Origin of the sequence: Actinomadura sp. WAC 06369, from assembly GCF_003947565.1 — a bacterium.
Lineage (GTDB): Bacteria > Actinomycetota > Actinomycetes > Streptosporangiales > Streptosporangiaceae > Spirillospora > Spirillospora rifamycini.
In genome coordinates this window covers 1-24,758 of record NZ_QHJN01000100.1, presented here as the reverse complement: position 1 = coordinate 24,758, position 24,758 = coordinate 1, and the positions used below count along the sequence as shown (strand labels likewise).

General features: G+C 70.6%; 22 protein-coding genes, 1 tRNA gene and 1 pseudogene. 12 read left to right on the top strand and 12 right to left on the bottom strand.

Annotated features, from left to right (window positions below; all coding sequences use genetic code 11):
* Window positions 1-101: 101 nt before the first annotated feature.
* From DMH08_RS24940 to DMH08_RS24925, 4 genes are read right to left on the bottom strand one after another with little or no spacing between them, the layout of a single operon-like run.
* A complete protein-coding gene (locus DMH08_RS24940) occupies window positions 102-1,388 on the bottom strand; it encodes a homoserine dehydrogenase (RefSeq protein WP_125618107.1) in 1,287 nt (428 codons plus the stop codon).
* A gap of 14 nt (window positions 1,389-1,402) precedes the next feature.
* Window positions 1,403-2,794: a diaminopimelate decarboxylase gene (gene lysA / locus DMH08_RS24935; RefSeq protein WP_125618093.1), complete on the bottom strand. Its 1,392-nt coding sequence runs from the start codon at window positions 2,792-2,794 to the stop codon at window positions 1,403-1,405.
* Window positions 2,791-3,453, bottom strand: coding sequence for a DALR anticodon-binding domain-containing protein (locus DMH08_RS24930; protein WP_125618091.1), 663 nt, complete (start codon window positions 3,451-3,453; stop codon window positions 2,791-2,793). Before DMH08_RS24930 ends, lysA begins: the two co-directional genes overlap by 4 nt.
* A 21-nt stretch (window positions 3,454-3,474) precedes the next feature.
* Window positions 3,475-3,837 carry a response regulator transcription factor gene (locus tag DMH08_RS24925; RefSeq protein ID WP_026402429.1) on the bottom strand — a complete coding sequence of 121 codons (363 nt, stop codon included), beginning with the start codon at window positions 3,835-3,837 and terminating at the stop codon, window positions 3,475-3,477.
* Window positions 3,838-3,965: 128 nt separating this feature from the next.
* On the opposite strand from DMH08_RS24925, the gene DMH08_RS24920 reads away from it, so the two are divergent.
* Window positions 3,966-4,037, top strand: a tRNA-Arg gene (locus tag DMH08_RS24920).
* A gap of 788 nt (window positions 4,038-4,825) precedes the next feature.
* Here DMH08_RS24920 and DMH08_RS42845 read toward each other — a convergent pair.
* From DMH08_RS42845 to DMH08_RS24900, 4 genes and pseudogenes are all read right to left on the bottom strand, one after another.
* A pseudogene (locus DMH08_RS42845) lies at window positions 4,826-5,872 on the bottom strand (recombinase family protein); the annotation flags it as partial.
* Between the two features lie 531 nt (window positions 5,873-6,403).
* Window positions 6,404-7,291, bottom strand: coding sequence for a TRM11 family SAM-dependent methyltransferase (locus DMH08_RS24910; protein ID WP_233617786.1), 888 nt, complete (start codon window positions 7,289-7,291; stop codon window positions 6,404-6,406).
* Window positions 7,288-8,106: a hypothetical protein gene (locus DMH08_RS24905; protein ID WP_125618089.1), complete on the bottom strand. Its 819-nt coding sequence runs from the start codon at window positions 8,104-8,106 to the stop codon at window positions 7,288-7,290. Before DMH08_RS24905 ends, DMH08_RS24910 begins: the two co-directional genes overlap by 4 nt.
* A 208-nt stretch (window positions 8,107-8,314) precedes the next feature.
* Window positions 8,315-8,734, bottom strand: a complete 420-nt coding sequence (locus DMH08_RS24900) for a hypothetical protein (RefSeq protein ID WP_125618087.1) — start codon at window positions 8,732-8,734, stop codon at window positions 8,315-8,317.
* Window positions 8,735-9,608: 874 nt separating this feature from the next.
* On the opposite strand from DMH08_RS24900, the gene DMH08_RS24895 reads away from it, so the two are divergent.
* The 11 genes from DMH08_RS24895 to DMH08_RS24845 all read left to right on the top strand — a co-directional run bounded on the left by DMH08_RS24895 (window position 9,609) and on the right by DMH08_RS24845 (window position 22,505).
* Entirely contained in the window at window positions 9,609-10,172 is a 564-nt protein-coding gene (locus DMH08_RS24895) for a hypothetical protein (RefSeq protein ID WP_125618085.1), read from the top strand.
* A 536-nt stretch (window positions 10,173-10,708) separates the two neighbouring features.
* Window positions 10,709-11,032, top strand: coding sequence for a pilin (locus DMH08_RS24890; protein ID WP_233617785.1), 324 nt, complete (start codon window positions 10,709-10,711; stop codon window positions 11,030-11,032).
* Window positions 11,033-11,355: 323 nt separating this feature from the next.
* Window positions 11,356-12,789, top strand: a complete 1,434-nt coding sequence (locus DMH08_RS24885) for a hypothetical protein (protein ID WP_125618083.1) — start codon at window positions 11,356-11,358, stop codon at window positions 12,787-12,789.
* A gap of 26 nt (window positions 12,790-12,815) precedes the next feature.
* On the top strand, window positions 12,816-13,775 hold the full coding sequence (locus DMH08_RS24880; protein ID WP_158642387.1) for a PrgI family protein: 960 nt from the start codon (window positions 12,816-12,818) through the stop codon (window positions 13,773-13,775).
* Window positions 13,776-13,894: 119 nt separating this feature from the next.
* Window positions 13,895-15,631, top strand: a complete 1,737-nt coding sequence (locus tag DMH08_RS24875; protein ID WP_325052946.1) for a VirB4 family type IV secretion system protein — start codon at window positions 13,895-13,897, stop codon at window positions 15,629-15,631.
* Window positions 15,628-18,099 (top strand): type IV secretory system conjugative DNA transfer family protein, encoded by a 2,472-nt coding sequence (locus DMH08_RS24870; RefSeq protein ID WP_125618077.1) that lies wholly within the window; start codon window positions 15,628-15,630, stop codon window positions 18,097-18,099. The genes DMH08_RS24875 and DMH08_RS24870 overlap by 4 nt, the downstream gene beginning before the upstream one ends.
* Window positions 18,099-19,019 (top strand): replication-relaxation family protein, encoded by a 921-nt coding sequence (locus DMH08_RS24865; protein ID WP_125618075.1) that lies wholly within the window; start codon window positions 18,099-18,101, stop codon window positions 19,017-19,019. The genes DMH08_RS24870 and DMH08_RS24865 overlap by 1 nt, the downstream gene beginning before the upstream one ends.
* Entirely contained in the window at window positions 19,019-19,972 is a 954-nt protein-coding gene (locus DMH08_RS24860) for a C40 family peptidase (protein WP_125618073.1), read from the top strand. Before DMH08_RS24865 ends, DMH08_RS24860 begins: the two co-directional genes overlap by 1 nt.
* 75 nt (window positions 19,973-20,047) lie before the next feature.
* Window positions 20,048-20,701, top strand: coding sequence for a DUF2637 domain-containing protein (locus tag DMH08_RS24855; protein WP_125618071.1), 654 nt, complete (start codon window positions 20,048-20,050; stop codon window positions 20,699-20,701).
* 38 nt (window positions 20,702-20,739) lie between these two features.
* Entirely contained in the window at window positions 20,740-21,303 is a 564-nt protein-coding gene (locus DMH08_RS24850; RefSeq protein WP_125618069.1) for a DUF4303 domain-containing protein, read from the top strand.
* A gap of 233 nt (window positions 21,304-21,536) precedes the next feature.
* Complete coding sequence (locus DMH08_RS24845) at window positions 21,537-22,505, top strand: IS481 family transposase (RefSeq protein ID WP_125618067.1); 969 nt, start codon at window positions 21,537-21,539, stop codon at window positions 22,503-22,505.
* Window positions 22,506-22,778: 273 nt separating this feature from the next.
* On the opposite strand, the gene DMH08_RS24840 is transcribed toward DMH08_RS24845, so the two are convergent.
* The 4 genes from DMH08_RS24840 to DMH08_RS24825 all read right to left on the bottom strand — a co-directional run bounded on the left by DMH08_RS24840 (window position 22,779) and on the right by DMH08_RS24825 (window position 24,196).
* Complete coding sequence (locus tag DMH08_RS24840; RefSeq protein WP_125618065.1) at window positions 22,779-23,069, bottom strand: hypothetical protein; 291 nt, start codon at window positions 23,067-23,069, stop codon at window positions 22,779-22,781.
* Between the two features lie 105 nt (window positions 23,070-23,174).
* The gene (locus DMH08_RS24835) at window positions 23,175-23,369 is read right to left on the bottom strand and encodes a hypothetical protein (protein ID WP_125618063.1); all 195 of its coding nucleotides are present in this window, start codon (window positions 23,367-23,369) and stop codon (window positions 23,175-23,177) included.
* Between the two features lie 120 nt (window positions 23,370-23,489).
* Window positions 23,490-23,789 carry a hypothetical protein gene (locus DMH08_RS24830; RefSeq protein ID WP_125618060.1) on the bottom strand — a complete coding sequence of 100 codons (300 nt, stop codon included), beginning with the start codon at window positions 23,787-23,789 and terminating at the stop codon, window positions 23,490-23,492.
* Window positions 23,790-23,875: 86 nt separating this feature from the next.
* Window positions 23,876-24,196: a hypothetical protein gene (locus DMH08_RS24825; protein ID WP_125618059.1), complete on the bottom strand. Its 321-nt coding sequence runs from the start codon at window positions 24,194-24,196 to the stop codon at window positions 23,876-23,878.
* Between the last annotated feature and the right edge of the window lie 562 nt (window positions 24,197-24,758).

Sequence of the window (24,758 nt, the reverse complement as noted above, 5' to 3'; positions counted from 1 at the left end):
TCGTTCTCCTTGCCGACCTGCGGTCCCTACCCAGACCGCCGCACGACCTGCGATGTCGTGCGAATTCTAGTGCGTGCGGGACGCGCCGGACGCGCCCCGCGTCAGTCCTCGCCCTCGACGCGCATGACGCTCGCCACCTCGCGGACGATCGGCAGCCCCCGCAGGCCCTCGACCGTCGCGGACAGCGCCGCGTCCGGCGCCCGGTGCGTCACCACGACGAGCTGCGCGTCCTCGCCCGTCCCGACCTGCCGGACGGCCTGGATCGACACCCCGTGCCGGGCGAACTCCTCCGCCACGGTCGCGAGGACGCCCGCCTCGTCCGCCACGTCCAGCTGGATGTAGTAGCGGGTGACGGTCTCGCCCATCGGCAGCACCGGCAGCTTCGCGTACGTCACCTCGACCGGGCCCGGCGTGCCCCCGGCGACGTTGCGCGCCACCGCGACCAGGTCGCCGAGGATCGCCGACGCCGTCGGGGCGCCGCCCGCGCCCGCGCCGTAGAACATCAGCGACCCGGCCGACTCCGCCTCCACGAACACGGCGTTGTAGGCGTCCCGGACGCTCGCCAGCGGGTGCGACCGCGGGATCATCGCGGGATAGACCCGCACCGACACCCCGCGCCCGTTGCGTCCGTCCTCGGACGGGATCCGCTCGCAGATGGCCAGCAGCTTGACGACGCAGTCCATGCCCTTGGCGCCCGCCACATCGCCCGGGCTGACCTCCGTGATGCCCTCCCGGTGCACGTCCGCCGCGGTGACGGGCGTGTGGAAAGCGAGCTGCGCCAGGATGGCGGCCTTGGCCGCCGCGTCGAACCCCTCCACGTCGGCCGTGGGATCCGCTTCCGCGAACCCCAGCGCCTGGGCCTCTTCCAGAGCGTCGTTGAACCCCGCGCCATGCGTGTCCATCTGGTCGAGGATGTAGTTCGTGGTGCCGTTCACGATGCCCAGCACCCGGTGCACGTGGTCGCCGACCAGCGAGTCCCGCAGCGGGCGCAGCAGCGGGATGGCGCCCGCGACGGACGCCTCGTAGTACAGGTCCGCGCCGTACTCGCGCGCGGCGGCGAACAGCGTCGCGCCGTCCTCCGCCAGCAGCGCCTTGTTGGCCGTGATGACGGACTTGCCCGACTTCATCGACTCGAGGAGCAGCGTCCGCGCCGGCTCGATCCCGCCGATCACCTCGATGACGATGTCGATGTCGTCCCGGGTGACCAGCGCCTGCGCGTCCGTCGTGACCAGCTCCGCCGGGACGCCCGCGCGGACCCGGTCGGGCCGCCGCACGGCGACCCCGGCCAGCTCCAGCGGCGCGCCCACCCGCGCGGCCAGGTCGTCCGCCTGCTCGTGCAGCAGCCGCACGACCTCCGTGCCGACGACGCCGCACCCGAGCAGCGCCACCCGCAGTCGGCGTTTCACGCTTCGACCTCCGCATCCAGCCGCAGCAGGTCCTCGACGCCCTCCCGCCGGACGATCACGCGCGACCTGCCGTCCCGCACCGCCACCACGGCGGGCTTCGGGACGTGGTTGTAGTTACTGGCCATCGAACGACAGTACGCACCCGTCGCCGCGACCGCGACCAGGTCCCCCGCCGCAATATCTTCGGGGAACCACAGGTCGCGCACCACAATGTCGCCGCTCTCGCAGTGCTTGCCGACAAGCCTACTGAGCATCGGCCGGGCATCGGACGACCGGCTCGCCAGCACGCCGGTGTACTCGGCCCCGTACAGCGCGGTGCGGAGGTTGTCGCTCATCCCCCCGTCGACCGACACGTACGTGCGCAGCCCCTCGACGTCCTTCACCGTGCCGACCTCGTACAGCGTGACGCCCCCCGGACCGGCGATCGCGCGCCCCGGCTCCACCGTCAGCCGCGGCATCGCCAGCTCGTACGCCCGGCACTCCCGCGCGACGATCTCGCGGAGCCCGTCCGCGATCGCCTTCGGGTCGTGCGGCTCCTCGTCCGGCAGGTACGCGATCCCGTACCCGCCGCCCAAATCGAGTTCCGGGAGCTCGATGCCGTGCTCGTCCCGGATCGCCACGAGCAGCTCCGCGAGCCGGTGCGCCGCGACCTCGAACCCGTCCACGTCGAAGATCTGCGAGCCGATGTGGCTGTGCAGCCCCACCAGTTCCAGCTGCTCGAGCGCCAGCACCCGCCGAACCGCCTCGAGCGCGGCGCCCGAACTCCGGGAGAACCCGAACTTCTGGTCGTCGTGGGCCGTCGCGATGAACTCGTGCGTGTGCGCCTCCACCCCCGTGGTCACACGCACCATCACCTTGGGCCGAACCCCGCGCTCACGGGCCAGATAGCCCAACCGCGCGATCTCTTCGAACGAATCGAGCACGATCCGTCCGACCCCCACCTCGAGGGCCTTCTCCAGTTCCCACGTGGCCTTGTTGCTTCCGTGCAAGGTAATGCGCTCGGTCGGAAACCCAGCGGCCAACGCCACCGCGAGTTCCCCGCCACTGCACACGTCCAGACCGAGCCCCTCCTCGTTGAGCCACTTGACCATGGCCCCGCACAGGAACGCCTTGCCCGCATAGTGGACGTCACCGTCGTGGAAAGCCGCCGCGTACTCGCGCATCCGGCCCCGCACGTCGTCCTCGTCGTAGACGTACAGGGGCGTCCCGTACTCCCGGGCCAGATCCCGCACGTCCACACCGCCCACGGTCATGGCGCCGTCCTCCCGGGCGGCGTTCCGGGGCCACACCCGCACATCGAGTGCGTTCAGATCCTCAGCCGGCCCCGCCGGGTGGTCTTCGGGCAGGACGTCGGCATGCCGGGGACCGGCAGGATGTACACGGCTCATATTCGCTCTCTAGGGGTCTCACCGATCATGTTCAGGCCGTTGCCGAGGACGCGCGACACCGCCTCGGCCAAGGCGACCCGTCCTCCGTCCGCGGCGGGACAACGTTCATGCACGTCGTGGTACGCCCCGGCAACCTTCTCCAGACACAACACCAACGGCCTGGCGTCCCGTTCCCGCTCCGCCTGAGCCGCACGCCCAGGGAAGTCTCCCAACAAGGAGACCACCGCCAACTCCTCCGGCTCCGCCCGCACCAGCGAACCCTCCGGAACCTTTACCTCGCGAGCCCACCGGACGGCCCAGCACGCCCGCGCATACGCGTACCGCACGACGAACCCGGGATTCTCGAACGTCCGCGGCCACTCGTCCCACCGGAACGCCGGCACCCGCGCAACCCCGTAACCAGGATCACTCCGGACACGCTCCACCAGTTCGTCCACGCCCACACTGACCCGGACGAACCCCCGCGAAACGACACCACCGACCCACCGCGCGACGACCTCCGGATCGAGCCCCAGCCGCAGCGCCACGGGGCTCTCGAACACCCCGGGCCCCCGAGCGAACACGGGCACGTCCGCGGGCACGTCCCCCGCGAACTCCCCCCGGGCCGCGGCATCGCGCAACCCCGCCACCAGGGCGGCGCTCACATCGGCAGGAGTCACCCGGATGAGACTATCTGACCACTATCTGGACACAGCCGCGAGTTTCCGGACCGTCTGGATCATCTGGTTCGGATCGAACGGCTTCGTCACATAAGCGTCGACACCGATCTCGTGCCCCCGCCGGACGTCGTGCTCCTGCGCCCGCGCGGTGATCATCGCGACCCGGATGTGCGCCGTCGCCGGGTCCTCCCGCAGCCGGATCGCCGTCACCCACCCGTCCAGCCGCGGCATCATGACGTCCAGCGTGATGACGTCCGGCCTGACCTCGCCCACCTTGTCGAGGCAGTCCTGACCGTCCACCGCCGTCGACACCTCGAACCCCTCCAACTGCAGGTTCACGGCGATGAGCTGGCGGATCACCTCGTCATCATCGACGACCAGCACGCGTCCCAGTGGCTCGGTCACGGCCACGAAGTTAGCCCACTCCACCCCTCGACGCACGGCGAACATTCCAGGTGCGCGTCACCCCGCCAACCCTGGTAACCTTCTACCGCGCCCAACACAGGGCGCACGCCCCCTTAGCTCAGGGGATAGAGCAACGGCCTCCGGAGCCGTGTGCGCAGGTTCGAATCCTGCAGGGGGCACCCAACAGACGGGAACGGGCGGCATCATCGCCGCCCATTACTGTATCCGTCACGACATCCTGTGCCACGTCCGTCTGACGGGTTGTTGCTGCGCCCGCGAGTGTGATCTGGCACTCCGCGATGTCCGTTCGCTTGTCGTAGCGGATCTCCAATCGGAACGCCTCGAACAGTCGCCGCAGTACGGGCTCGGGGGCCTTGGCGAGATCCACCTTCCCCGTCGGGAGCAGATCCAGCAGCTCGGGACACGGCCGCTCCGGCTGGTCCCGCTCGGCCTCCGCCAGTTCCTCGACTTTGGCGTTCCGCTCGGCCGACAGCGTCGCCGACCGCGCACGGATGTCGCGGACCAGGTCACCGTCGTCCTCGCAGTGCTCCAGGTTCCGCAGCAGGCGGGTCCGGCGAGTCTCGATCTCGTCGATCTTCTCACGGAGCGCTTTGATCTTCGCCTGCCGCTCCCGCGCCTCGCTCTCCGTCGCCTCCAGCAGGCTGACGCCGAGCCGTTCCTTCCGGTGCACGCCGAAGACGTTCATCGTGAGGAACTCGCCGACTCCCTCGAGGAGAAGATCTTCCCGCACCCACAAGCTCTTCGGGTGCCCCGGCGGCCGACGGCCTGCGGCGGGCTGGCAGGCGTAGTAGGAGACCTGGCGACGCGTCTTTCCGAACATGCGCCGACCGCAGATGACGCACTTGATGTGGGAGCGAAAGCAGTAGGCACGCTTGGTGTCGGGATGTGCACTGTTCTTACCCGGCCCGCTACGAGACCGCTCCCGCGTTCCGGCGACCCGCTGCGCCGCGACAAAGGTCTCGATGCTCACGATCGACGCATGGGTCGGTTTGCTCGACCACACCCACGTCTCTGGCGGGTTGTGCCGACCGCCGTCGGTCTTGGTCGCCCGGCGGTTCCAGACCATGTAGCCCGTGTTCTTGGGGTTCACCAGGATGTCGCGCACCGACGACGCCGTCCATCGGCCCACCGCTCGGGCGGGGTCCACCGGGACGGGAGGCAGGTTGACGTCCAAGTCCCGGTTGAGGCGATCGGCGATCGCCTGGTAACCCATCCGGTCACCGACCCGCAGTTGGTAGATGCGCTGCACGATGGGCGCCCGCTCGGGGTCGGGGGCCAGGGTGTGCTTCGAGGCTCCCTCGGCTCTCCTGGCGGGCACCGGATGAGGAACCTTTTCCGCAACGAATCCATAGGGAGGCTTACCCACGTTGTAGCCCTGGCTGGTGTGGGTTTCGAAGCCGCCCCAGGACTTCTCCAGCAGCTCCAGCACGTACCACTCGGCGACGCCCTGCTTGACGCGCCGGGTGAGAACCTGCGATGCCCTCTTGCCGTTGAGCACGATCGGCTCGTCGGAGGCCAGTAGCAGCACGCCGGCTTCTTCCAACGTGTTCTCGATAAGCGTCCCGACGTAGGTCCGACGAGAGATCCGGTCGATCGACTCGCAGATGACCGCGTCAAATCTCCGGTCGGGACGTGCGGCCTCTTCCAGGAGATCCTGGACGCCTCCGTCACGTGGCACGGGGATCGCCAGGCGCTCGTGCCCGCGCCCGCGCCCCCGTGCGGCGAGCTGCTTCCTGCCCGACTCGATGTCGTAGAAGTGCGCGACGATGATGGCCTGTTCGGGAAGGACCGCTCTGCAGTTGTTGAGCTGTCGCGGAATCGACAGGGTCGGGTCCTGTTGATCTTCTGTGGATGTGCGTCCCGCGAAGGCGAGTCGGAGAGGCCCCACCGGCTTGGAGCCTCCACCGGGGCCGGTCAGCCGCCGTCGTCCGGTTGTCCGTGAGCCCGCTCCGAACGCGTCGAGCGGGATCGGAGCCAGCTTGTCTGCACCCATTCCAGTACCTCCTTGATCGCCTGTTCCTGGGCACGCCGCAGCAGCCCGCCCGGATCGTCCGCCGCGACAACACTCCAGACGAGACGAGGCGTCGGCACCGAGTCCCGTCCGCAACCCGCCCCGGCCGCTTCGGCTTGCTCGTCCGAAGCGGCCGGGCACGGTCGTCCACTGCTCTCGGTCACAGATCGCCTGTTTCGCGCTCAGTCCAAGACTGTCCAGACCGGTGAGCGATGGGGTGGACCGCCGAACGATCCCTGTATGGACGCTCGCCTCGTCGCTGGAGGTCAAGCCTTGGTGGACGGACGACGGTGACGGGCGGGTCGATATGCTGCGGGTCCCCGCTGGGCGTGGTCAGATGCCAGGCGTTGCCACAGCGGTAGGCGCGCAACCGGACGCCGGGTGCGGCAATGCGGGCGGCGTGGCGGGCGGTGCGGCGGGTTTCGTAGCCGGCGCGTCCGCAACGCCCGCACAGGCCCGATTGCAGAGCCACGAGGATCTCGCCGACCCGGTCGGGCACAGCCTTCTTCCGGTTCATCGTTCACCCCCCGTCAGGGGCGCGACCCGTTGAAAGAGCAGGAGATCCTCGTGTGCCGTAACGCACGCCGGGATGCCTCGATCGCGGACACGCCCGGTCTCCAGCATCTGGAAGAAGGAGGCCCGACTCACCAATCCTCCGTCGCGCAGTCCAGCGAGCAGAGCGGCATGGCGGCCGGTCAGGACGAGCCCGTGCTCTTGGGCGGCGTCGATGACGTGTCCGGGCAGATCGATCAGCTCACCCTTGACGCGGATGGGCCGGACGGTGACCGCGATGGCTCCGGCCGGGCGCAGCAGGGTGGCGGTGCCGGCGAGGACCTGCCCGAAGCCGTCCAGCAGTGCGGGCAGGGGCTGGTGGGCGAGGTTGCCGCGGTCGGCGGAGTAGCGGTGGTGGCGTTTGATGACGCTGCCGCCGCCGTTGTCGCGCCTCGACCGGACCTGCCCGTGGGTGTGGGACCCGTACGGCGGTGAGGTGAGCGCCAGCGCCGCCTTCCCTCGCAAGGACGCGTAGAGGTTGGCGATGTTGCGGGCGTCGCCGCAGATCAGCTGCGGGGTCCCGGCGGCGCCTTGGGCGTGGGCGTGGCGGAGGTTGCCGACGGTGAGGTGGACGAACTCGGGCTCGTACTCCACCCCGGCGGCGTCACGGCCGAGGTGGATCGCTTCGACCAGGGTGGTGCCGATCCCGCACATCGGGTCGATGACCAGGTCGCCCGGCTCGGTGAAAGCGGAGATGACCTGGGCGGCGATGGCGGGCAGCATCTTGCCCGGATGCCGCATCGACTCGCGCGTGTAGCGTCCCTGCCGCTGCAGCCGCGACGGCCGCTGCCCAGTCGCCAGCACCGACGGCAACAGCACCTTCTGGTCGTGGTGGACATGCTTCCTCACGCGGCATCTCCATTCCGGGGCTTGACGAACAGACACACGTCGGCATGGACGGTCACGGCGGGCGGCAACGCTCGCGCCCGGTCGTCCCTGAGCTGCGCCAGGTCGGCGGGGCCAGCCTGGACGACGAGCGCGTCGCCGTCCACGGGGACGCGCAGGGCGATGACGTGCTGCGCGTACGAGAAACCGGCCGACCGGGTCTGGCGGATGAGACGAGGGCTCGGATCGACGAATCGTCTTCCGTGGTGGCGTGCGGTGGTGGTGATCGCCAGGACGCCGCCGGGCCGCAGCACCCGCCACGCTCCGGCCAGGAACAGCCCGAACTGCTCGGTGGCGGGGGCCCGCATCCGCGCCTGGCAACCGGCGCAGTCTCGTTCAGCGCCGCCTTGGAGCCCGTGGCCTCCGGCCTCGTCCGGCCCGGGAGCCGCGATCACCAAAGCGACCTCACCGAGATGGTCGGTCAGGGCACGGGCCATCTGGTCGGGTCGACACGGCCGCATCTGCACCCGGTTCTGCTGAGGTTCGGTGAGGGTGGTGCGCAGGCGGGCACCGATGTGCTGTGCGAGCGGGAAGTGCGGCACCAGCGCGACGCCTCGCCGCCCCAAGCGCGCGGCGCTGGCCAGCATCGCCTCGCCGGTGGTGAACGCTTCGGCGACCAGATCGCCCTCGCGGGTACACGTGGTGATCAGGTGCCGGGCGAGTTCCCGCCCGACGCCCGGGCGGTGCTGTGGGCAGAGCCCGGACAACAGTCCGCTATGACGGACATCCTCGTCGATGGTGGTGGTGTCGGAGCACAGCCAGACGGTGAGCGGCAGCATGCGCCGCTCGCCCCCGGCGCCGCTACGGCGCCCGGCTCCCCGACCGTGCGGAGTGGAAGGTGTGTGGTTCATACGCTGGGTGACCCATGACGATCACCCGATCCCCGTGCACCCATGAAGCACCGTCATCGAGCCCGAATTCACCCGGCGCGATGGTCACGTTCAGCTCAAGACTCCGGGACGTTGCAACGAGGCCGCAGCCGAACGCTCACTCAAAGCCATCAGGCGTGCGGGCGCGAAGAGGGCCGCAGAGCTTGCTGACCTCTGTGGCGGCGGTGAGGAACTCGTCCTCCAGTTCTCTGTCTCGCCACTGGACGTCAGCCGCCGGTTCACCGTCTCGGACCTCCGGATGGGCACGTTCGTACTCTGCTCTCGCCTCGAGCGTCCGCGCCACGTCGTCCGCGAGCTCCGCGACCCGGTCGTCCTCCAGTTCCGGCTGCACGGCACGGACATCCGCGGCGATCCTGTCGAACCAGTCCGGGAACATCTCCCGGTCCTTGCGGAACTGCTCCATGGCCTTCTCCAGTTTCACGCAGTCGGCCAGGCGCGTCTCCTTGGCCGACGAGCAACCGCCGACGGCCAGCAATGCGGTGAAACCAAGGAAGAGCGTGGCGCGAGAGAGCAGCATCCGCTGATCATGCCAGTGGCCACTGACGTCCATGCGCGCGAGGGCCCTGATGGGCGCACAAGGCTGGTTCAGCCCGTCCCGGAGAATGGCGAAGAGATCGGGAGGGGGCTCGCGGCCGCCTACACGGCAAGCCTCGTTGCGACACGTTGATCACTCTTGGTAGTCGTTCGGGATGGCGAAACACTCCTACTCGACTCCGCGCGCCGACGTGCCTCCAGAGCCCCAGGAACCGTGGCGCGTCGATCGCCGACGGCGCCGCACGTCGAACCGGCGCTGGGTCACGCCACTGGTCACCGCCGGGCTGGCCGCCGTGAGCACCGCCGCCGTCTTCCAGTACAACGGCGCGTCGCACGCCCCTGCTGCGCCACTCCCCTCTCACACCGCAGGCACCATGGCGAACCAGAACCGGTCGCCGGCCCCGACATCCGCCGGGCGTTCGACCGCGCCGAACAGCGGGAAGAGCCGGTTGCCCGGCAGCCGGAATCGTCCGAACATGACCGGCGGCGAACCGAGAAGGGCGCTGTTTCAAGGCAGACCCGGGTGGACACGAGTGGCCGCGATCGCGAGTCTCCAGCTTCGAACAACGCAAGCAACGGATCACAGCGCGAAGCGACGGCACCTGAGCGAAGCCCCCGTGCCGCAAGACCGCAGCATGTACAGCAAGGACCGGACTGGATCAACGATGAGTGCCGTCGACGGTATCCAGACGACGACACCCGCCGGTCCGCGTGCAGCACCGCGCTGCAAGGTGCGTTCGCCCGCTGATCGCCCGCTGATCGTCCGCCGCCAGCTCTCTCCAAGAGACTCGCCCTGAGCAAACTTTACAGAGGCCAACGTCACCTGCCTTGATGGTTGATTCTGTTAACATTCGCCCATGCGTGCGAAGTTGGCCCTGATGGGCGGGTTCCTGCTGGTCCTGACGGCTTGCGGAGCCGACGACCGCTCCGGAGAGCAGTCCAAGGAAGACACGGTCGTCATGGAGAGCCGGGGGGCTGACCCGATGACCTACAAGGACGTCAGAGAGCAGACCGCCAAGGGATTCTTCGATGGCATGGGCGTTTCTTGCGTCGAGATCGCTGCGTTCGGTGAGGCTCAGAGGGAGGCCAAGTTTCCTGCTGGCCAAGCACTCTTTGTTGAGGCATGCGAAGCAGGCATGAAGCGCGCAGAGGGATCTACCGAACCTTCCCCAGAGAAGGCTCGAGACCAGCAGATCATCACCAGGAACACGGAGAACGGCACGACGCAAACGTATGCGGACGTCCGAAACTTTTACGCCGCCCCAGAGAGAGACATGGTGGGCATCGGCTGCGCTGAGTTCTTGACAATGCTCGACGGGCTGGCCGCCGGTAAGACCGAGTACCCAGCTGGCAAGGGCCTCTACATCCAGGCTTGCGAGGAGGGTGTCAAGCTGAGGACCGAGAGGCTCGGCACCCCCTAAAGCCTTGCTGCCTCGCCGAAGAGGACGAGGCAGCGCGTCCACAGGGTGGCGGATGCGACCTGTGCCGTGTGGCAACTTTGTAGTGTGATGGGCGAGTTCCCGTGACATGGGAGTGCTCCAAGAGAACGCCCATCACACGGCAGTGTTGGCCATCAGATCGAGGTCAAGGCTAGGTAAATCCTCTCTGCGGCGTGGAGAAGTTCGGGTCTTGAGGCGGTGCTTCATGAGTGCCAGTCGAGATCACCCGGGTGAGGCGGTGCTGTCTGGGGCAGACGGTTCATCCGGTCCCCGCCGCGATTCGCCCGTCAGAACACTGTCCCTTTGAAGGAGGACGCCCACGCTCGGGCGGTACCACCTCCCCGGGGCTCGACTGGCAGCCGAAGTCCCGACTCGTTCAGGGAGACGCTGCCATGCCGAACCGACCGCACCCGAGTAGCACCAGCAGCCGACTGCCGTGCGAAGAACCGCCCACCTCTAACCCCGAGCCCACGCAACGGCGAGGAACGCGTCCTCCCCGCCCCCGAAAGCCGCTGGTGGTGGCGTCGGTGCTGTGGACCGGGGGCTGCGCGCTCACCGCGCTGCTGGTGCCCGGTGTCGCGGATGCCAGCACGAGCCTGGCGGCGGCCGAATCGCTGGACGAGGTAATCGACAACCTGCGGAACGTGCTGGTGGGGTTGTTGGTGGGGTTGGCGACGTTGTTCGCCACGATCGGCGGCGTTCGCTACATCTTGGCTGGGGGTGACCCCGGTGAGGTGGAGGCGGCGAAGAAGACACTGCGGTATGCGGCGATCGGGTACGCGGTCGCGGTGCTGGCGCCGGTGCTGGTGAAGCTGCTTCAGCAGGTCGTGGGCGAAGCGTGAGCCCCGGCCCTGCGGCCTGCCGGGCAGCAAGGGCGGTGTTCGCCCTCGTGGGCTTGGCCGGTGTCCTTTGGCCGGTGCTCGCCGGGGTTGCATTGGCCGCGCCGCCACCGAGCCCGACGCCCTCGTCGAGTTCGCCGTCCGGCGGCGAGTCGGCCTCGCCGACGCCGTTGCTGACTCCGTGGCGGCCCGGCGTTCCCTTGGACGCCGTCCAGCCCTCGGCCACGCCTACTCCGCAGCCCACCGCGCCGTCCACCCCGCCCGCTTCACCAGGTGCCGGCGAGCCGACTACGTCCGGCGGCGGCGAGGAGTCGGGGTGCGAGTTCATGGACGTGGGGTGCAAGGCCAAGGAGGCGGTGAACGGGTGGTTCGCCGATCTGGTGTCGTCGGCGGCCGGGACGGTCTTCGACCTGCTGGGCGCCACGGTGCTTGGCACTCCCGAACTCGACGCCCCGGAGATGTCGCGGGCGCGGGAGCTGTGGGGTGTGGCGCAGACGATCGCCAACACCTGCTTCGTGCTGGTCATCACGGCCGGGGGCGTCCTACTCATGGCAGGGCACTCCCTGCCAGGCACCGAACTCACCCCCGGGCAACTGGTCGCCCGGGTGGTGGGCGCGTTCCTGGCCTCGAACTTGAGCCTGATCGTTCTCGGGTACGCGATCTCGCTGGCCAACGGCCTGTCCAGGGCGTTGTTGACGATGGGCGCCGAGTCGATCGATCCGGGTGTGGTCGCGGAGGTGATCGCCGGATACATCGCCGCGCAGTTGGTGCCGTCCAACCTGTTCCCGGTGCTGATCGCGCTGGGCGCGGTGGTGCTGGCGCTGTGCTTGGTGTTCGTCTATATCGTGCGGGTCGCGCTCACCATCGTGTTGATCGCGGCGGCCCCGATCGCGCTGATGCTGCACGCCCTGCCGGTCACCGACGGGCTCGCTCGATTGTGGTGGCGCGGCATCACGGGGCTGTTGGCGATCCAGGTGTGCCAGTCGCTGGTGCTGGCGACCGCGTTCCGGCTGCTGTTCACCGACTCCGAGGACGATCGCGGCTCGGTTCTGGGGTTGCCGTCGGTCGGGGATGTCACCGATCTGCTGCTGGCGGTGTGCCTTTTGTGGCTCATGGTCCGGATCCCGGCCTGGGTCGCACGGACGGTATGGCGGCCGGCGCAGCCGCGCCTGCTGAGCGGACTGCTGAAGTCCCTGGTCCTGTACCGCCTGATGGGCAGGCTCCTGCCTCGCCGAGGCCGCGCCGCCACGGTCCGATTCCAACCCCCGACACCCCCGCCGCCTCCACCACCTCCGCCGCCGGCACCGACGCGCCGCCTTGCTCTTCCCGGGCCGACTCGCCCGATGCTGCCCGCCGGCCCGCCATCGAGCCCGGCTCTTCCTTCGGGGCCCTCACCTGACCCAGCCCTGCCCACAGGCCCAACACCACCGGCATTGTCCGCAGGTTCGGCGCCGTTCGCGTTGCCCGCAGGACCAGCAGCCGCCCCCGGCCCACGAAGTAGTGCAGGAGGACGTGCGATGCAGCTCCCGCTCCCGATCCCCGCCAAGCCCAAGCCCGCGGGCAGACGTCCCGTCCAGACGGCGCTGCCCATCGCGGCCGCCCGCATTCCACGGCCGCCCGCCGCGCCCGCCGCTGCGGCGCCCGCGCGGCCTCGGCCGCGGTCGGGGCAGTTGATGCTGCCTGGCATGCCCCGGCGGCCGGTGCCGCACCGGCAGCTCACCTTGTGGACCGAACCGCCCAAGACCCGGAGGCGCCGATGACCGGCCAACCGAATGATGTCCAGCCGATGAGCGTGAAGATTCCCGCCGACGTCGACCGCCCGGACAAGATCCTCTACGGTCTGACCTTCCGCCAGGTCGTGATCCTGGGCGGCACGGGCGCGGTCCTGCTGTGGGCTCTGCTCACCCTCGGTGCGGTGGTCCCCTTTCCGGTGCTGATCGGGCTGCTGTTGCCGGTAGCGGCGGGCGGGTGCGTGCTGGCGGTGGCGCGCCGGGATGGGATGAGCCTGGACCGGTTCGCTCTGGCCGCCGCCGACCACCTGCGCCAGCCCCGAAATCGCATCGCCTCCGGCGAAGAGGTGGAGGCGCCGCCGTCGTGGTGCCGGATGCGGGGACGCCTCCCCGCGCCACTGCGGCTCCCGGTCCGCGCCGTCCGCAGTGATGGAGCAATGGAGCTGGCCGAGGGCGGGACAGCGGTGATCGTGCGGGCCGGAACGGTCGCATTCGGGCTGCGGACACCGGGTGAGCAGGCGTCGCTGGTCGCGGTGTTCGGGCGGTGGCTGAACTCCCTGGACGCCCCCGTGCAGATCGTGGTGCAGGCCCGCCCGGTCGATCTGTCCGGCCTCGCCGAGCACCTCACCGGACACGCGCCCGAACTGCCCGACCCGGCGCTGGAACAGGCAGCCATCGACCATGCGACGTTCCTCACCGAGCTGGGCGGCGCGCACGAACTGCTCGTCCGCCAGGTCCTCATCGTGATCACCGACACTACCCAGGCCCAGCCCACGGGCGGGATGCCCTGGCTCAAAGCCCGCCGTGAGCGCGCCGCCCGGGACGCCGGTGCGGCGGTGGCGTTGCGGCGCGCCGAGGAGGCTGTGCACGCGCTGACCGCGCTCGGTGTCACCGCCGAGGTCTTGGACGCCGACGCCTGCACCGCCGTGCTCGCCGATTTTCTGTCCCCAGGCGAACCCCCACCTGTGGACAACGCCGCCCCCGACGAAGTGATCACCGGAAAGGAGATGCCGTGACACGCCGCCGGATCAATGCACTGAGACAGGCCGTGGGGTTGGCATCCGGAATGCCGGACACCGGCCCGGATGGCGACGCCTCGGGAGCTGCAGCCGGGTTCGGGCCGTCGGCGTTGCGGGTGAACGCCAAGACCCTCGAGCTGCCCGGCGGGGTGTGCGCGTCGTTCGCCGTGGCCGGCTATCCGCGCGAGGTCGGCGCGGGGTGGCTGGAGCCGCTGCTGACCTATCCCGGGCGGCTCGACGTGTCCCTGCACATCGAACCCGTCCCGCCGCTCATCGCGGCGCAACGGCTCCGCCGCCAGCTCGCCCGGCTGGAGTCGGCGTCCCGTGCCGACGCGCAGCGGGGTCGGCTGGCCGACTTCGCGGCCGAGGCCGCGGCCGATGACGCCGCCGAACTCGCCGCGTCCCTCGCCCGTGGCTACGGCCGCCTGTTCCGCGTCGGCCTCTACCTGACCGTCCACGCCGACGAGCACGGAGTGCTGGAGGCCGAGGTGCAGCGGGTGCGGGCGCTGGCGGCGTCGCTGTTGCTGGACGCCCAGCCCACCACCTTCCGCGCGTTGCAGGGCTGGACCAGCACGCTGCCACTCGGCCACGACACGGTGCGGGTGCGTCGGGCGTTCGACACCGCCGCGCTGGCGGCGGCTTTCCCGTTCACCTCTCCCGACCTGCAGCCCCACCTGGCCGACACCCCGGTGCTGTACGGGCTCAACGCGTACTCGTCCGGGGTGGTGGTGTGGGACCGGTTCGCCCAAGACAACTACAACTCCGTCACCATCGCCCGCTCGGGGGCCGGCAAGTCCTACTTCACCAAACTCGAAGCCCTCCGCCTGCTGTATCAGGGCGTGCAGGTCATGGTCGTCGACCCCGAGGACGAGTACCGCCGCCTCGCCGGAGCGATCGGCGGCACCCACATCGCCCTCGGCGCACCGGGCGTGTGCTTCAACCCCTTCGACCTCCCACAAGGGCAAGGCGAAGACACCCTCGTCCGCCGCGCTCTATTCGTCCAGACGCTGGCCACGGCGATGCTCGGGGAGCCGCCGTCTCCGGCGATGCGGGCCGTGCTCGACCGGGCCGTCCTGGCGGCGTACGCGGCGCGCGGCATCACCGCCGACCCGCGCACCTGGAAACGCGCGGCGCCGCTGCTGGCCGACCTGACCGCCCGGCTCGACACCATGGCCCAGAGCGAGGCCCCGGACGCCGGGCACGCCGCCGACCTGTCCGCGCGGCTGGCGCCGTATGTGACCGGGTCGTATCGCGGGTTGTTCGCCGGGCCGACCACCACCCGCCCCGACGGGCACCTCATCGTGTTCTCGTTGCGGGACCTGCCCGAGGAGACCCGCACCGTCGGGATGCTGCTCGCCCTGGACGCCATCTGGCGGCAGGTCGCCGACCCCGGTGACCGGCGACGCCGCCTGGTCGTGGTGGACGAGGCGTGGATGCTCATGCACCAGGACGAAGGCGCCCGGTTCCTGTATCGGCTGGCCAAGTCCGCCCGCAAGCACTGGGCCGGGCTCGCGGTCGTCACCCAGGACGCCGCCGACCTGCTGTCGTCCGATCTGGGGCGGGCGGTCATCGCCAACTCCGCCACCCAGATCCTGCTGCGCCAAGCACCGCAGGTCGCCGACCAGGTCGCGGCGGCGTTCGACCTCACCGACGGGGAGAAGGCGTTCCTGCTCGCCGCCGACCGCGGCCAAGGCCTGCTGTGCGGGACCGCGACCGGGTCCGATCGCGCCGCGTTCTCCGCGCTGGCCAGTCCGCAGGAGCACCGGCTCACCACGACCGATCCCGCCGAACTCGCCGAACTCGCCGAGCTGGACGAGCGCCCGTCGATGCGGGAGGAGGACGAGCTGCTGTGAGTACCTGGAGTCTCGTGCCAGCGGACGTGATCAGGCTGCTTCCCGATATTTCGGATCCGCCGCACCTCCTTGCCCTGCTCGCGCACTACGGGCCGGCCGCCTCGGCGGTGACCCTGTCGGGTGCCGTGGCGGTGGCTGGGGCGCGGCGGCTGGTGTGGCGGTGGCGGCACACGCGGCTGGAGCCCGGGGCGCGGGTGATCGAGGTCGCCGTCCCGCCCAAGGTAGAGGACGGCAGCGCCGCCTCCTGGTGGGCGCACCTGGTCGGCCTCACCGCACCGGCGTGGAAACGGATTCTGTTCGGGCAGCCGCACGTGGCGTTCGAGTACGTCGCCGACCACGACGGCGTCCGCTTCCAAGTCTGGGTTCCCGGCACCATCCCGCCCGGCGTGGTCGAGAAGACGGTCCGCTCGGCCTGGCCGGGCGCCACCCTCACGGCCCGCAAGGCCGTCCCGCCGCTGCCGCTCGACATCGAAACGGCCGGTGGGCGGCTCGTGCCGGGACGGTCCGAGCACTACCCGCTCACCAGCACCCACGTCAGCGACCCGCTCCGAGGGTTGCTGGGCGCGGCGTCCGGGCTGGCCGACGGCGAATACCTCGCGGTGCAGATCCTCGCCCGTCCCGCCACCGGACGGCGCCTGGCCCGCGCGTACCGGGCGGCGTCCGCGCTGCGCGGCGGACGGTCGATCGCGCCGCAAAGCCTGCTATTCGACCTGCTCACCCCGGGCATGTCCCACCACACCAACCCGGCCGAGCTCAACCGGCTGCATCCGGAGCGGGCCGAAGAGGTCCGCGCCATCCTCGGCAAAGCCGCCCAGCCCAGGTTCGAGGCCCAGCTCCGCTACGGCGTAGCCACCCGCAACACCGACGAGGCCGAGGCCGGATGGCTGCGGGCGCACGCCCACGAGACCGCTTCGGCGTTCGCGGTGTTCACCTCCGCCCACCAGCACCTGCAACGGCGCCGCCTCCGTCGTCCCGCCGCCCGGCTCGCGTCCCGGCGCCTGGACCGCGGGCATCTGCTGTCGGTCGCAGAGCTCGCCGCCTTGGCGCACCTCCCGTACGACCTTGCCGCACCCGGCGTGACCCGCGCCGGCGCCCGTCCGGTCGCGCCTTCGCCCGCCGTCCCGTTGTCGGGGCCTGGGATTCGGGTGCTCGGCGACACTGAGACGGGTGCGCCGCGCCCGGTCGGCCTCACCGTCGCTGGCGCGCGCCAGCACCTGCACGTCCTCGGCCAGACCGGCGTCGGGAAGTCCACGTTCCTGGCCAACCTTGTCCTCGCCGACGCCGCAGCCGGGCGCGGGGCGTTGGTCATCGACCCCAAAGGCGACCTGATCACCGATGTCCTGGACCGCCTACCCGAGCACGCCATCGGACGGACGGTGGTGTTCGATCCTGCCGACCACGGCCCGCCGCCGTGCTTGAACGTGCTGGCGGGATCGGACGCGGCGTTCGCGGCCGAGTCGATCGTCACTACCTTCCGCCGCTGCTTCTCCTCATCTTGGGGTCCCCGGTTGGACGACCTGCTGCGGTCGGCCTGCCTCACCCTCACCCGCGTCAACGGGGCTCGCGCCACCCTCGCCGACGTCCCGCGTCTTCTCCTGGACACCCCGTACCGGGCTCGCCTGACGGCGCGATTGTCGGATGATCTGCTGCGCGGGTTCTGGGAGTCCTACGACGAGCTCACTCCCGCCGCGCGGGCCTCGGTGATCAGTCCGGTGATGAACAAGCTCCGCGCGGTGCTGCTGCGCCCGTTCGTCCGGGACGCCCTGTCCGGCAGCGCCTCCACCGTGGACGTCGGCCGCACCCTCGACACCGGCGGACTGATCCTCGCCCGTCTACCGAAAGGCGTCTTGGGCGAGGACGGGGCGCGCCTGCTGGGGTCGCTGCTGCTGGCGCACACCTGGCAGGCCATCACGCCCCGCGCCAAGGTGCCCGAGCACGAGCGGCGGGACGCCGCCGCCTACATCGATGAGGCCCACAACTTCCTCAACCTGCCCGGCTCGATCTCCGACATCCTCGCCGAGGCCCGCGCCTACCGCCTCAGCCTGGTGCTGGCCCACCAGCACCTGTCCCAGCTCCCCAAGGATCTGCGGGAGGCGGTGTCCGCCGACGCCCGCAACAAGATCTACTTCGCCGCCTCGCCCGAGGACGCCACCGATCTCGCCCGCCACACCGCGCCTTTGCTCGGCCCGCACGATCTGTCCCACCTGGCCGCTTACCAGGCCGCCGGGCGCCTCATGGACGGCAACAGCCCCACTCCCGCCTTCACCTTCCGCACCCGCCCTCTCCCCGACCGGATCTCGGGACGCGCTGTTGCCGTCCGCCGCGCCTCCCGCGAGCAGTACGCCACCGCACGGAGGCGACGCCATATCCCCGCCGTCGGGCTCCGCCCGTTGGAGACACGTCACACCGAGGGCAGTGACGCGACGACTACGCCTGCGCCGTCCATGGATGAAAGCGAGGACGCGTGATGGGGCGCCCGGCGAAGGCGGTCAACCGCCTGCGAACAGCGCAGTCTCGTCCGGCGAAGCTGACACCGGAGCTGGTGGCCGAGCTGGCCTACCGGCTCACCGCCCGCGACCGGGACCTGCTCGCCCTGGTCTGGGAACACCACGTGCTCACCACCGGGCAGCTCACCGCCATCTTCTTCCCCACCCCCGAACGCGCCCGCCAGCGCCTCAACCACCTCTACGACTTCCAGGCCCTGCACCGGTTCCGGCCCTGGACGCCGATCGGATCCAAGCCCTGGCACTGGGTACTCGGACGCACCGGCGCGCACGTCCTGGCGATCGAGCAAGGGCAGACGCTCGCCGAGTTCGGATACCACGTCGAGACCGCGCTGGCACTCGCTGTCTCCTCGCGGCTGGGTCACCAGGTCGGCGTCAACGAGTTCTTCGCCGGCCTGCACGCTCACGCCCGTGCCCGGGGCGACGGCACCGCCCTGGCCGAGTGGTGGTCCGAGCAGCGCTGCGCCGCCCAGTGGGGCGACCTCGCGCGTCCGGACGCCTTCGGCCGCTGGATCGAACCCCGCGCCGAAGACGGCAAGGCGCTGCGGACACTGGACTTCTTCCTCGAACACGACACCGGCACCGAGCCCCTCGCCCGTGTCGCCCGCAAACTCGCCGGCTACGCCGACCTCGCCGAAGCCACCGGAACCACCACACCCATCTTGTTCTGGCTGCCCAGCACCCAACGCGAAGCCAACCTCCGCCGCCTGCTCGGAACTCCGGAGGTGCCGGTCGCGACCGCCGTCCACACCCCCGTGTGCTCGCCCGAGGGACCCGCCGGGCCCGTCTGGCTGCCCGCCGGCGCCGCCGGGCCGCGGCGGCGTCTGGCCGAACTCGCCGACCTGTGGCTGACCGCCCGCCCGGCGAAGATCGAGACGTCCTGATGCCCATCGTCGTCGGAGCGGCGGCCCTCGTCCTGGTGCTCGCCGCCGTCTTCGTCGCCGTCCTGAGCGCGGTCCTGCCCAGCTCGTCCGCCGGGTGCACGCCACCGCCCGGACAGGGGACGGCCGCCGATATCCCCGCCGACTACCTGCGCCTCTACGTGCAGGCCGGGAACCGGTACGGGATCGGGTGGCACGTCCTGGCCGCCGTCGGCAAGGCCGAATCCGACCACGGCCGCGGGCCCGGCTCGGGCATCCGTTCCGGGACCAATCACGCGGGCGCCGCCGGGCCCATGCAGTTCCTGCTCAGCACTTGGGCGGCGTTCGGCGTCGACGGGAACGGCGACGGCCGCAAGGACGTCTACGATCCCGCCGACGCGATCCCTGGCGCCGCCCGCTATCTCAAGCACAACGGCGCTCCGGAGAAGACCCGCCGGGCTCTGTTCGCCTACAACCACTCCGACGCCTACGTCGAGAAGGTCCTGCGGCAAGCACACGCCTACACCGAATCAGGCCCAGCGAACGCCGCAGGCGAACAGGCGTGCCTCGACGTGGGTGGGACGGTGGCCGCGCCGACCGAGGCCGCCGCCGAGGCGATCGCCTTCGCCCGCGCCCAACTCGGCAAACCCTACGTCTGGGGCGCCGAGGGGCCCGGAGCGTTCGACTGCTCCGGCCTGACTTACGCCGCTTACCGCGCCGCCGGAATCGCCATCCCGCGCGTGTCCGGCGCCCAATGGCGGCACGGGCCCCGGGTCCCCCGAGGACGCGAGCAGCCGGGTGACCTGGTGTTCTTCGACTCCGGCCCCGGCTCCTCGGTCACCAACCCCGGACACGTCGGCCTGGTCATCGCCCCGGGGAAGATGATCGCCGCCCCGCACTCCGGAACGGTCGTGCAGATCCAGTCCTACGAACGCGGCACCCTGCTCGGCTTCACCCGCCCCACCGCGCACCGATGACCACGGAAGACGAGCCGGCACACGTCCCCCTGCCGCCACCTCGGATGAACGTCCTACCCGCAAAGGAGTCCCTCGGTGACCGATCGCCTCATTCGGCTGACGACCACGCTCGCCGTGGTCGCCGTCGCCGCCGTGGCGGCGGTCATCTCCTATGCCCACGCCCACGAACTCGTCCGAGGCCACGGTGAAACCGGCGCCACCGCGCGGCTCGTGCCGCTCACCGTCGACGGCCTCATCTGGGCGGCGTCCATGGTGATCCTGGACGCCAGCCGCCGCCACCGGCCCGTCCCGGCGCTGGCCTGGTGGAGCCTGGCCGCGGGCATCGCGGCGACGATCGGCGCCAACGTGGCGCACGGCGCACCCCACGGCCCCATCGGCGCGCTGGTGAGCGCCTGGCCGGCTCTTGCGCTGGTCGGCTCGTTCGAGCTGCTGATGACTCTCACCCGTACGGCAGGAACCCGCCCCGCCGACGTCCCAGACGAAGCCCGCACCAGACCGGAGCAGCCCAGACCAGCGGGCACCGGAACGGAGCAATCGGTGGAGCAGGCGGTGCTCGCCGAGTACCAAGCGAGCCTGCACGGGCCCGGACGTCCGGTGTCACAGCGTCACCTGGCCGACAAGCACGGCATCGACCGCCGCAAAGTCAAGAAGATCATCGCCGCGGCTTCGTGCCCTCCGCTGGAGAGACTGCCGGAGATCGGAGCAGTTCCTCCTAAGGGAGTGGATTGATTTCGCCCCCTAATGCATGGGGTGGGTAGCATGCGGCGATGGATTGGGGCGCATTCGAGACGGCATGGCATGACAACGGATGCCGCGTCCTCTCCGACCTCGCAGGGGCTTACCCAGGCGAGCGGCTGTACGCTGCGGCCTTCCATCTCTTCTACAGCGACGGCGCCCAGATCCTCGCGCCTGCCTTGGCTGCCAACACCGAGGCGGCGGTGAACGAGGAACATGGGTTCTCGACACGGTTCGCTCCACCGGAGTGGCGGTGGGACGCCCTGGACGCCGCAAGCGATGCGATGTCGCCGTGGTACCAGCGTCTGACCGAGGAGTACCTGGCACCCGCTGCCACCGAGGCCGAACAGGATGCGGCGTTGGACGCGCTCGAGGCGGCGCACGACTCCGCGATGGCCAATGTCTGCAAGGCGATGACCACGACAGCGTCCCGGGGCGGCATCCACGGCTCGCTTCCACCTGGGTTCGTCGTCGTAATCCTCGAAGGACAACGCGGGGATGAGGAGGCCCGTTTGATCCGGGAGAGCGTTGACCCGCGAACGCTGCCGACGATCCCTGAGCTTGCCGAGTATCTGCGGCAGCTCGAGGAGGCGTGACCTCCAGTCAGCTCAGCGTCCCTGTTCGCCGACTGCACACGTGCACTCGCGATCCTCGTTGACCCGCGTCTGACGAACGCGGTTTCTTGAGCAATGTGGTGGGGCGGTACAAAGTGTTCTGACCATGGAGGTTGTGGACGTGCCGACATGCGGTCGATGATCTTGGAATGAGGGAGGGCCTCCGGGTTCGGTGTGGATTGCGACATCTGCACCGAGCATCCAGGAGGCCCTCTATGCCCCACCGTAACGCCCCGCTGACCGAGACCGGACGCCTGCGCCTGGCCCGCTGCGTGGTCGAGGACGGCTGGCCGCTGCGGCGGGCCGCCGAACGATTCCAGGTTTCACCCACCACGGCCCGGCGGTGGGCCGCCCGCTACCGCGAACTGGGCGAGGCCGGGATGGCCGACCGGTCCTCGCGACCGCACCGCAGTCCCCGCCGCACCCCCACCCGCACCGAGCGGCGCATCATCAAGGTCCGGATGCTGCGCCGCTGGGGGCCGGCCCGCATCGCCTACCTGCTCGGCCTCAACCCCGCCACCGTCCACCGGGTCCTGACCCGCCACGGCATGCCCCGCCTGGCCCACCTGGACCGCGCCACCGGCCGCACCGTCCGCCGCTACGAGCACGACGCGCCCGGCGACCTGGTGCACGTCGACATCAAGAAACTCGGCAACATCCCCGACGGCGGCGGCCACAACTCCTCCGCCCACCGCGACCCCGCCCGGCCCCGCACCGTGCACGGCCGCCCCAACCTGGGCTACGCCTACCTGCACAACGCCGTCGACGACCACTCCCGCCTGGCCTACACCGAAATCCTGCCCGACGAGACCAAGGAGACGGCCGCCGCGTTCTGGCAGCGGGCGCAGGCGTTCTTCACCGACGCCGGGATCACCGTGCGGCGCGTGCTGACCGACAACGGATCCTGCTACCGCTCGCGGCTGTGGCGCGACACCCTCACCGCCGCGGGCATCACCCACAAGCGCACCCGCCCCTACCGGCCCCAGACCAACGGCAAGGTCGAACGCTACAACCGCACCCTGCTCGACGAATGGGCCTACCACCGGCCCTACACCTCCGAGGCCGAACGCCGCCGAGCACTCCCCAGATGGCTGCACACCTACAATCACCACCGCGGCCACACCGCACTCGGCGGCCTCCCACCAGCCAGCCGCGTTTCCAACCTCACAAGACAGAACAACTAGCCCTCGGCCATGCACCGGCCCGGTCGGATAGCCCGGGCATCGGTTCGGCGCCGCCGCACCCTGGGCGGATGGTGCGGGTGCGAATGTAGGTCCCGGCGCACTGCACCGCGTTGTTCTCTTCTTGTTGTTTGGCGTTTCTTGGGCTGCGCCCCCGATGGCGCTCACGGCATGGGCCGATGGCCGGGCCGGGCCGGGCCGGGCGGTGTCATTCGCCCCCTCGGTAGCCGGGCCCGGTTCGAGGACGGCTTCCTCAAGGGCCCGGCCGACCGAACGTCATCTGACCGGGTTGTTGTGGATGAGGACCGAGCCGTCGGCGAGGATTTCCAGGCGGCGGGTGTCGCCGTCCGCTACTTCTTGGGCGACCTTCCACGCCCTGGGGTCGGCTCGGCGCACCGACACCGGGCCCGTCTGGCCGGACGGGCGCCGGGGCGGCGACGCCGCTCTCGAGTTCCCCGATCGTCCGGCGCGCCGGTCCGGTTCCGGGAGCGTGTCGGGCTCGACGGTGTCGTTGCCGAAGTTGATGCGCAGCAGGTCGTACAGGTCGGGCTTTGGCTTTCCGGTCATTAGGTCCTCTGTTTCATGGTCAGGCAACGCCGTTCGGCGTACGAATCGGGACGGGCGCCCGGTAGCGGCCCGTGAGGCCGCTACCGGGGCGCGGATGGCCGCGCGTTACGCGGTGAGCGGGTCGGCGGCGTCAGGGGCCTCCTGGTCGTCGGCGCTGGTCGCCGATTCGCCGTGCTGGACGGCGGGGACGAGGTCGGGACCGATGATGCGGCGCAGGACGTCGTTGTGGGTTTCGCCTGCGCGTGTCTGAGCCTCCAGCCAGGTGCGTACGTCTTCGTCGATGCGGATGGTCCGGGTCATCTGATTTTCCTTTCGATCATGTGGCGTGGCCGGTTCGCGGCGCGCCGATTGGTGGTCGGTTGGTCAGGGGTGCGGGTGGCGCCCGTGCCCCGCCGTGCCCCCGGCGGGGGCGCAGGTGGGTCACTCGGCGCTGGCGGGCAGGTCGCCCAGGTCGTCGTGCAGGATCGTCATCGCCCTGGCGTACCGTTCGAACTCGGCGGGTTCGCTTGTGGCCAGGTGCCGTAGGCAGACCTCGGTGGCGGCGTCCAGTGCCTTGTCCAGCGGGACGCCCTTGGTCCGGTGGACGTGCTCGGCGGCGGCCGTGATGGCGACGTTGATGCGATCGGCGATCCGCTGGGCGGCGGCGCGGACGGCGGGCATCTGCTCGGGGGCGACGTCTTCGAGGAGCCGGTCGCGCAGGGTGGTGCGGTGGTTCGGCATCACCGTCAGGAAGTCCTTTCTCGGATGGGATGGGTTTCGGGTGTGCCCGGTGCGGCCCGTCGATGGGCCGCACCGGGCACCGGTCGTCAGGCGTTGCGGAGGGCGCGGGTGGCGGCGGCGCCGATGGTGTCGGCGGCGTTGGCCGGGTCGGGCAGGATCGTCAGGTGAGCGCCGTCCATCGGGTAGTCGTCTTCGGACGGGGCGAGCCACAGCACCGCGCACCCGGCGGCGGTCAGGCGGTCCACACGGCGCTGGCCTTCCTGGACTTGCCGGGTTTTGAAGATGCCGTCGGACACGACGACCAGCAGGCGGGCGGCGCCGGGTCGGGTCAACTCGAGGGCGGAGTCAAGGGCGTCGACGGCCTCGACGAAGTCTTCGCGGGAGTCATTTGCTTCGAAGATCGACACCTCGGTCGGGGTCTGGCCAGGGCGGGCGACCGGACGGACCCGCGCACCGAAGATGACGGTGGCCGAGTCGGCGTCGGGAACGTGGGCGGCGACGCGACCGGGTCGGCGAACGCCTTCATCGAGCCGGACACGTCGCAGGCGATCCCGATGCGCAGCGGCGGCGCGGGCACATGGCGGCGGGTGGTCTGGGTGAACGGTTCGGCGGTCGGGGTGACACCAGCGGCGCGCTGGGCGTCGGCGGCCAGCGCGCCTCGCATGCTGAGACGTCCGGGCGGCGTCGGTGAGGTGTGCACCGTGGTGACGCGGTCGCGGTGGGCGGCGGCGCGCAGGCGCCGGGCGAGGCGGCGGGCGGCGGCGGGCGCGGCGGGCGGGGCGGGCGGGGCGGGGGGGGGGGGGGGGGGGGGGGGGGGGCCCGCGGGGAGGGGGGGCGCCCCGCCGCTGGCGTTCCAGAGGCTGCTGTACCCGGTGCTGGACGACCGCATGGACACCCCGTCGATGCGCGCTTTCACCGACCCGCCGCTGTTCAACCGGACGGACGCGGAGCACATGTGGCGGCACTACC

Excerpts from the sequence above, each read along its gene's own strand:
- lysA (WP_125618093.1), bottom strand. The coding sequence starts at position 2,794 with ATGAGCCGTGTACATCCTGCCGGTCCCCGGCATGCCGACGTCCTGCCC.
- DMH08_RS24905 (WP_125618089.1), bottom strand. The coding sequence starts at position 8,106 with ATGCTGCCGCTCACCGTCTGGCTGTGCTCCGACACCACCACCATCGAC.
- DMH08_RS24900 (WP_125618087.1), bottom strand. The coding sequence starts at position 8,734 with ATGCTGCTCTCTCGCGCCACGCTCTTCCTTGGTTTCACCGCATTGCTG.
- DMH08_RS24895 (WP_125618085.1), top strand. The coding sequence starts at position 9,609 with ATGCGTGCGAAGTTGGCCCTGATGGGCGGGTTCCTGCTGGTCCTGACG.
- DMH08_RS24885 (WP_125618083.1), top strand. The coding sequence starts at position 11,356 with ATGGACGTGGGGTGCAAGGCCAAGGAGGCGGTGAACGGGTGGTTCGCC.
- DMH08_RS24880 (WP_158642387.1), top strand. The coding sequence starts at position 12,816 with ATGAGCGTGAAGATTCCCGCCGACGTCGACCGCCCGGACAAGATCCTC.
- DMH08_RS24865 (WP_125618075.1), top strand. The coding sequence starts at position 18,099 with ATGGGGCGCCCGGCGAAGGCGGTCAACCGCCTGCGAACAGCGCAGTCT.
- DMH08_RS24860 (WP_125618073.1), top strand. The coding sequence starts at position 19,019 with ATGCCCATCGTCGTCGGAGCGGCGGCCCTCGTCCTGGTGCTCGCCGCC.
- DMH08_RS24850 (WP_125618069.1), top strand. The coding sequence starts at position 20,740 with ATGGATTGGGGCGCATTCGAGACGGCATGGCATGACAACGGATGCCGC.
- DMH08_RS24845 (WP_125618067.1), top strand. The coding sequence starts at position 21,537 with ATGCCCCACCGTAACGCCCCGCTGACCGAGACCGGACGCCTGCGCCTG.
- DMH08_RS24840 (WP_125618065.1), bottom strand. The coding sequence starts at position 23,069 with ATGACCGGAAAGCCAAAGCCCGACCTGTACGACCTGCTGCGCATCAAC.
- DMH08_RS24835 (WP_125618063.1), bottom strand. The coding sequence starts at position 23,369 with ATGACCCGGACCATCCGCATCGACGAAGACGTACGCACCTGGCTGGAG.
- DMH08_RS24830 (WP_125618060.1), bottom strand. The coding sequence starts at position 23,789 with ATGCCGAACCACCGCACCACCCTGCGCGACCGGCTCCTCGAAGACGTC.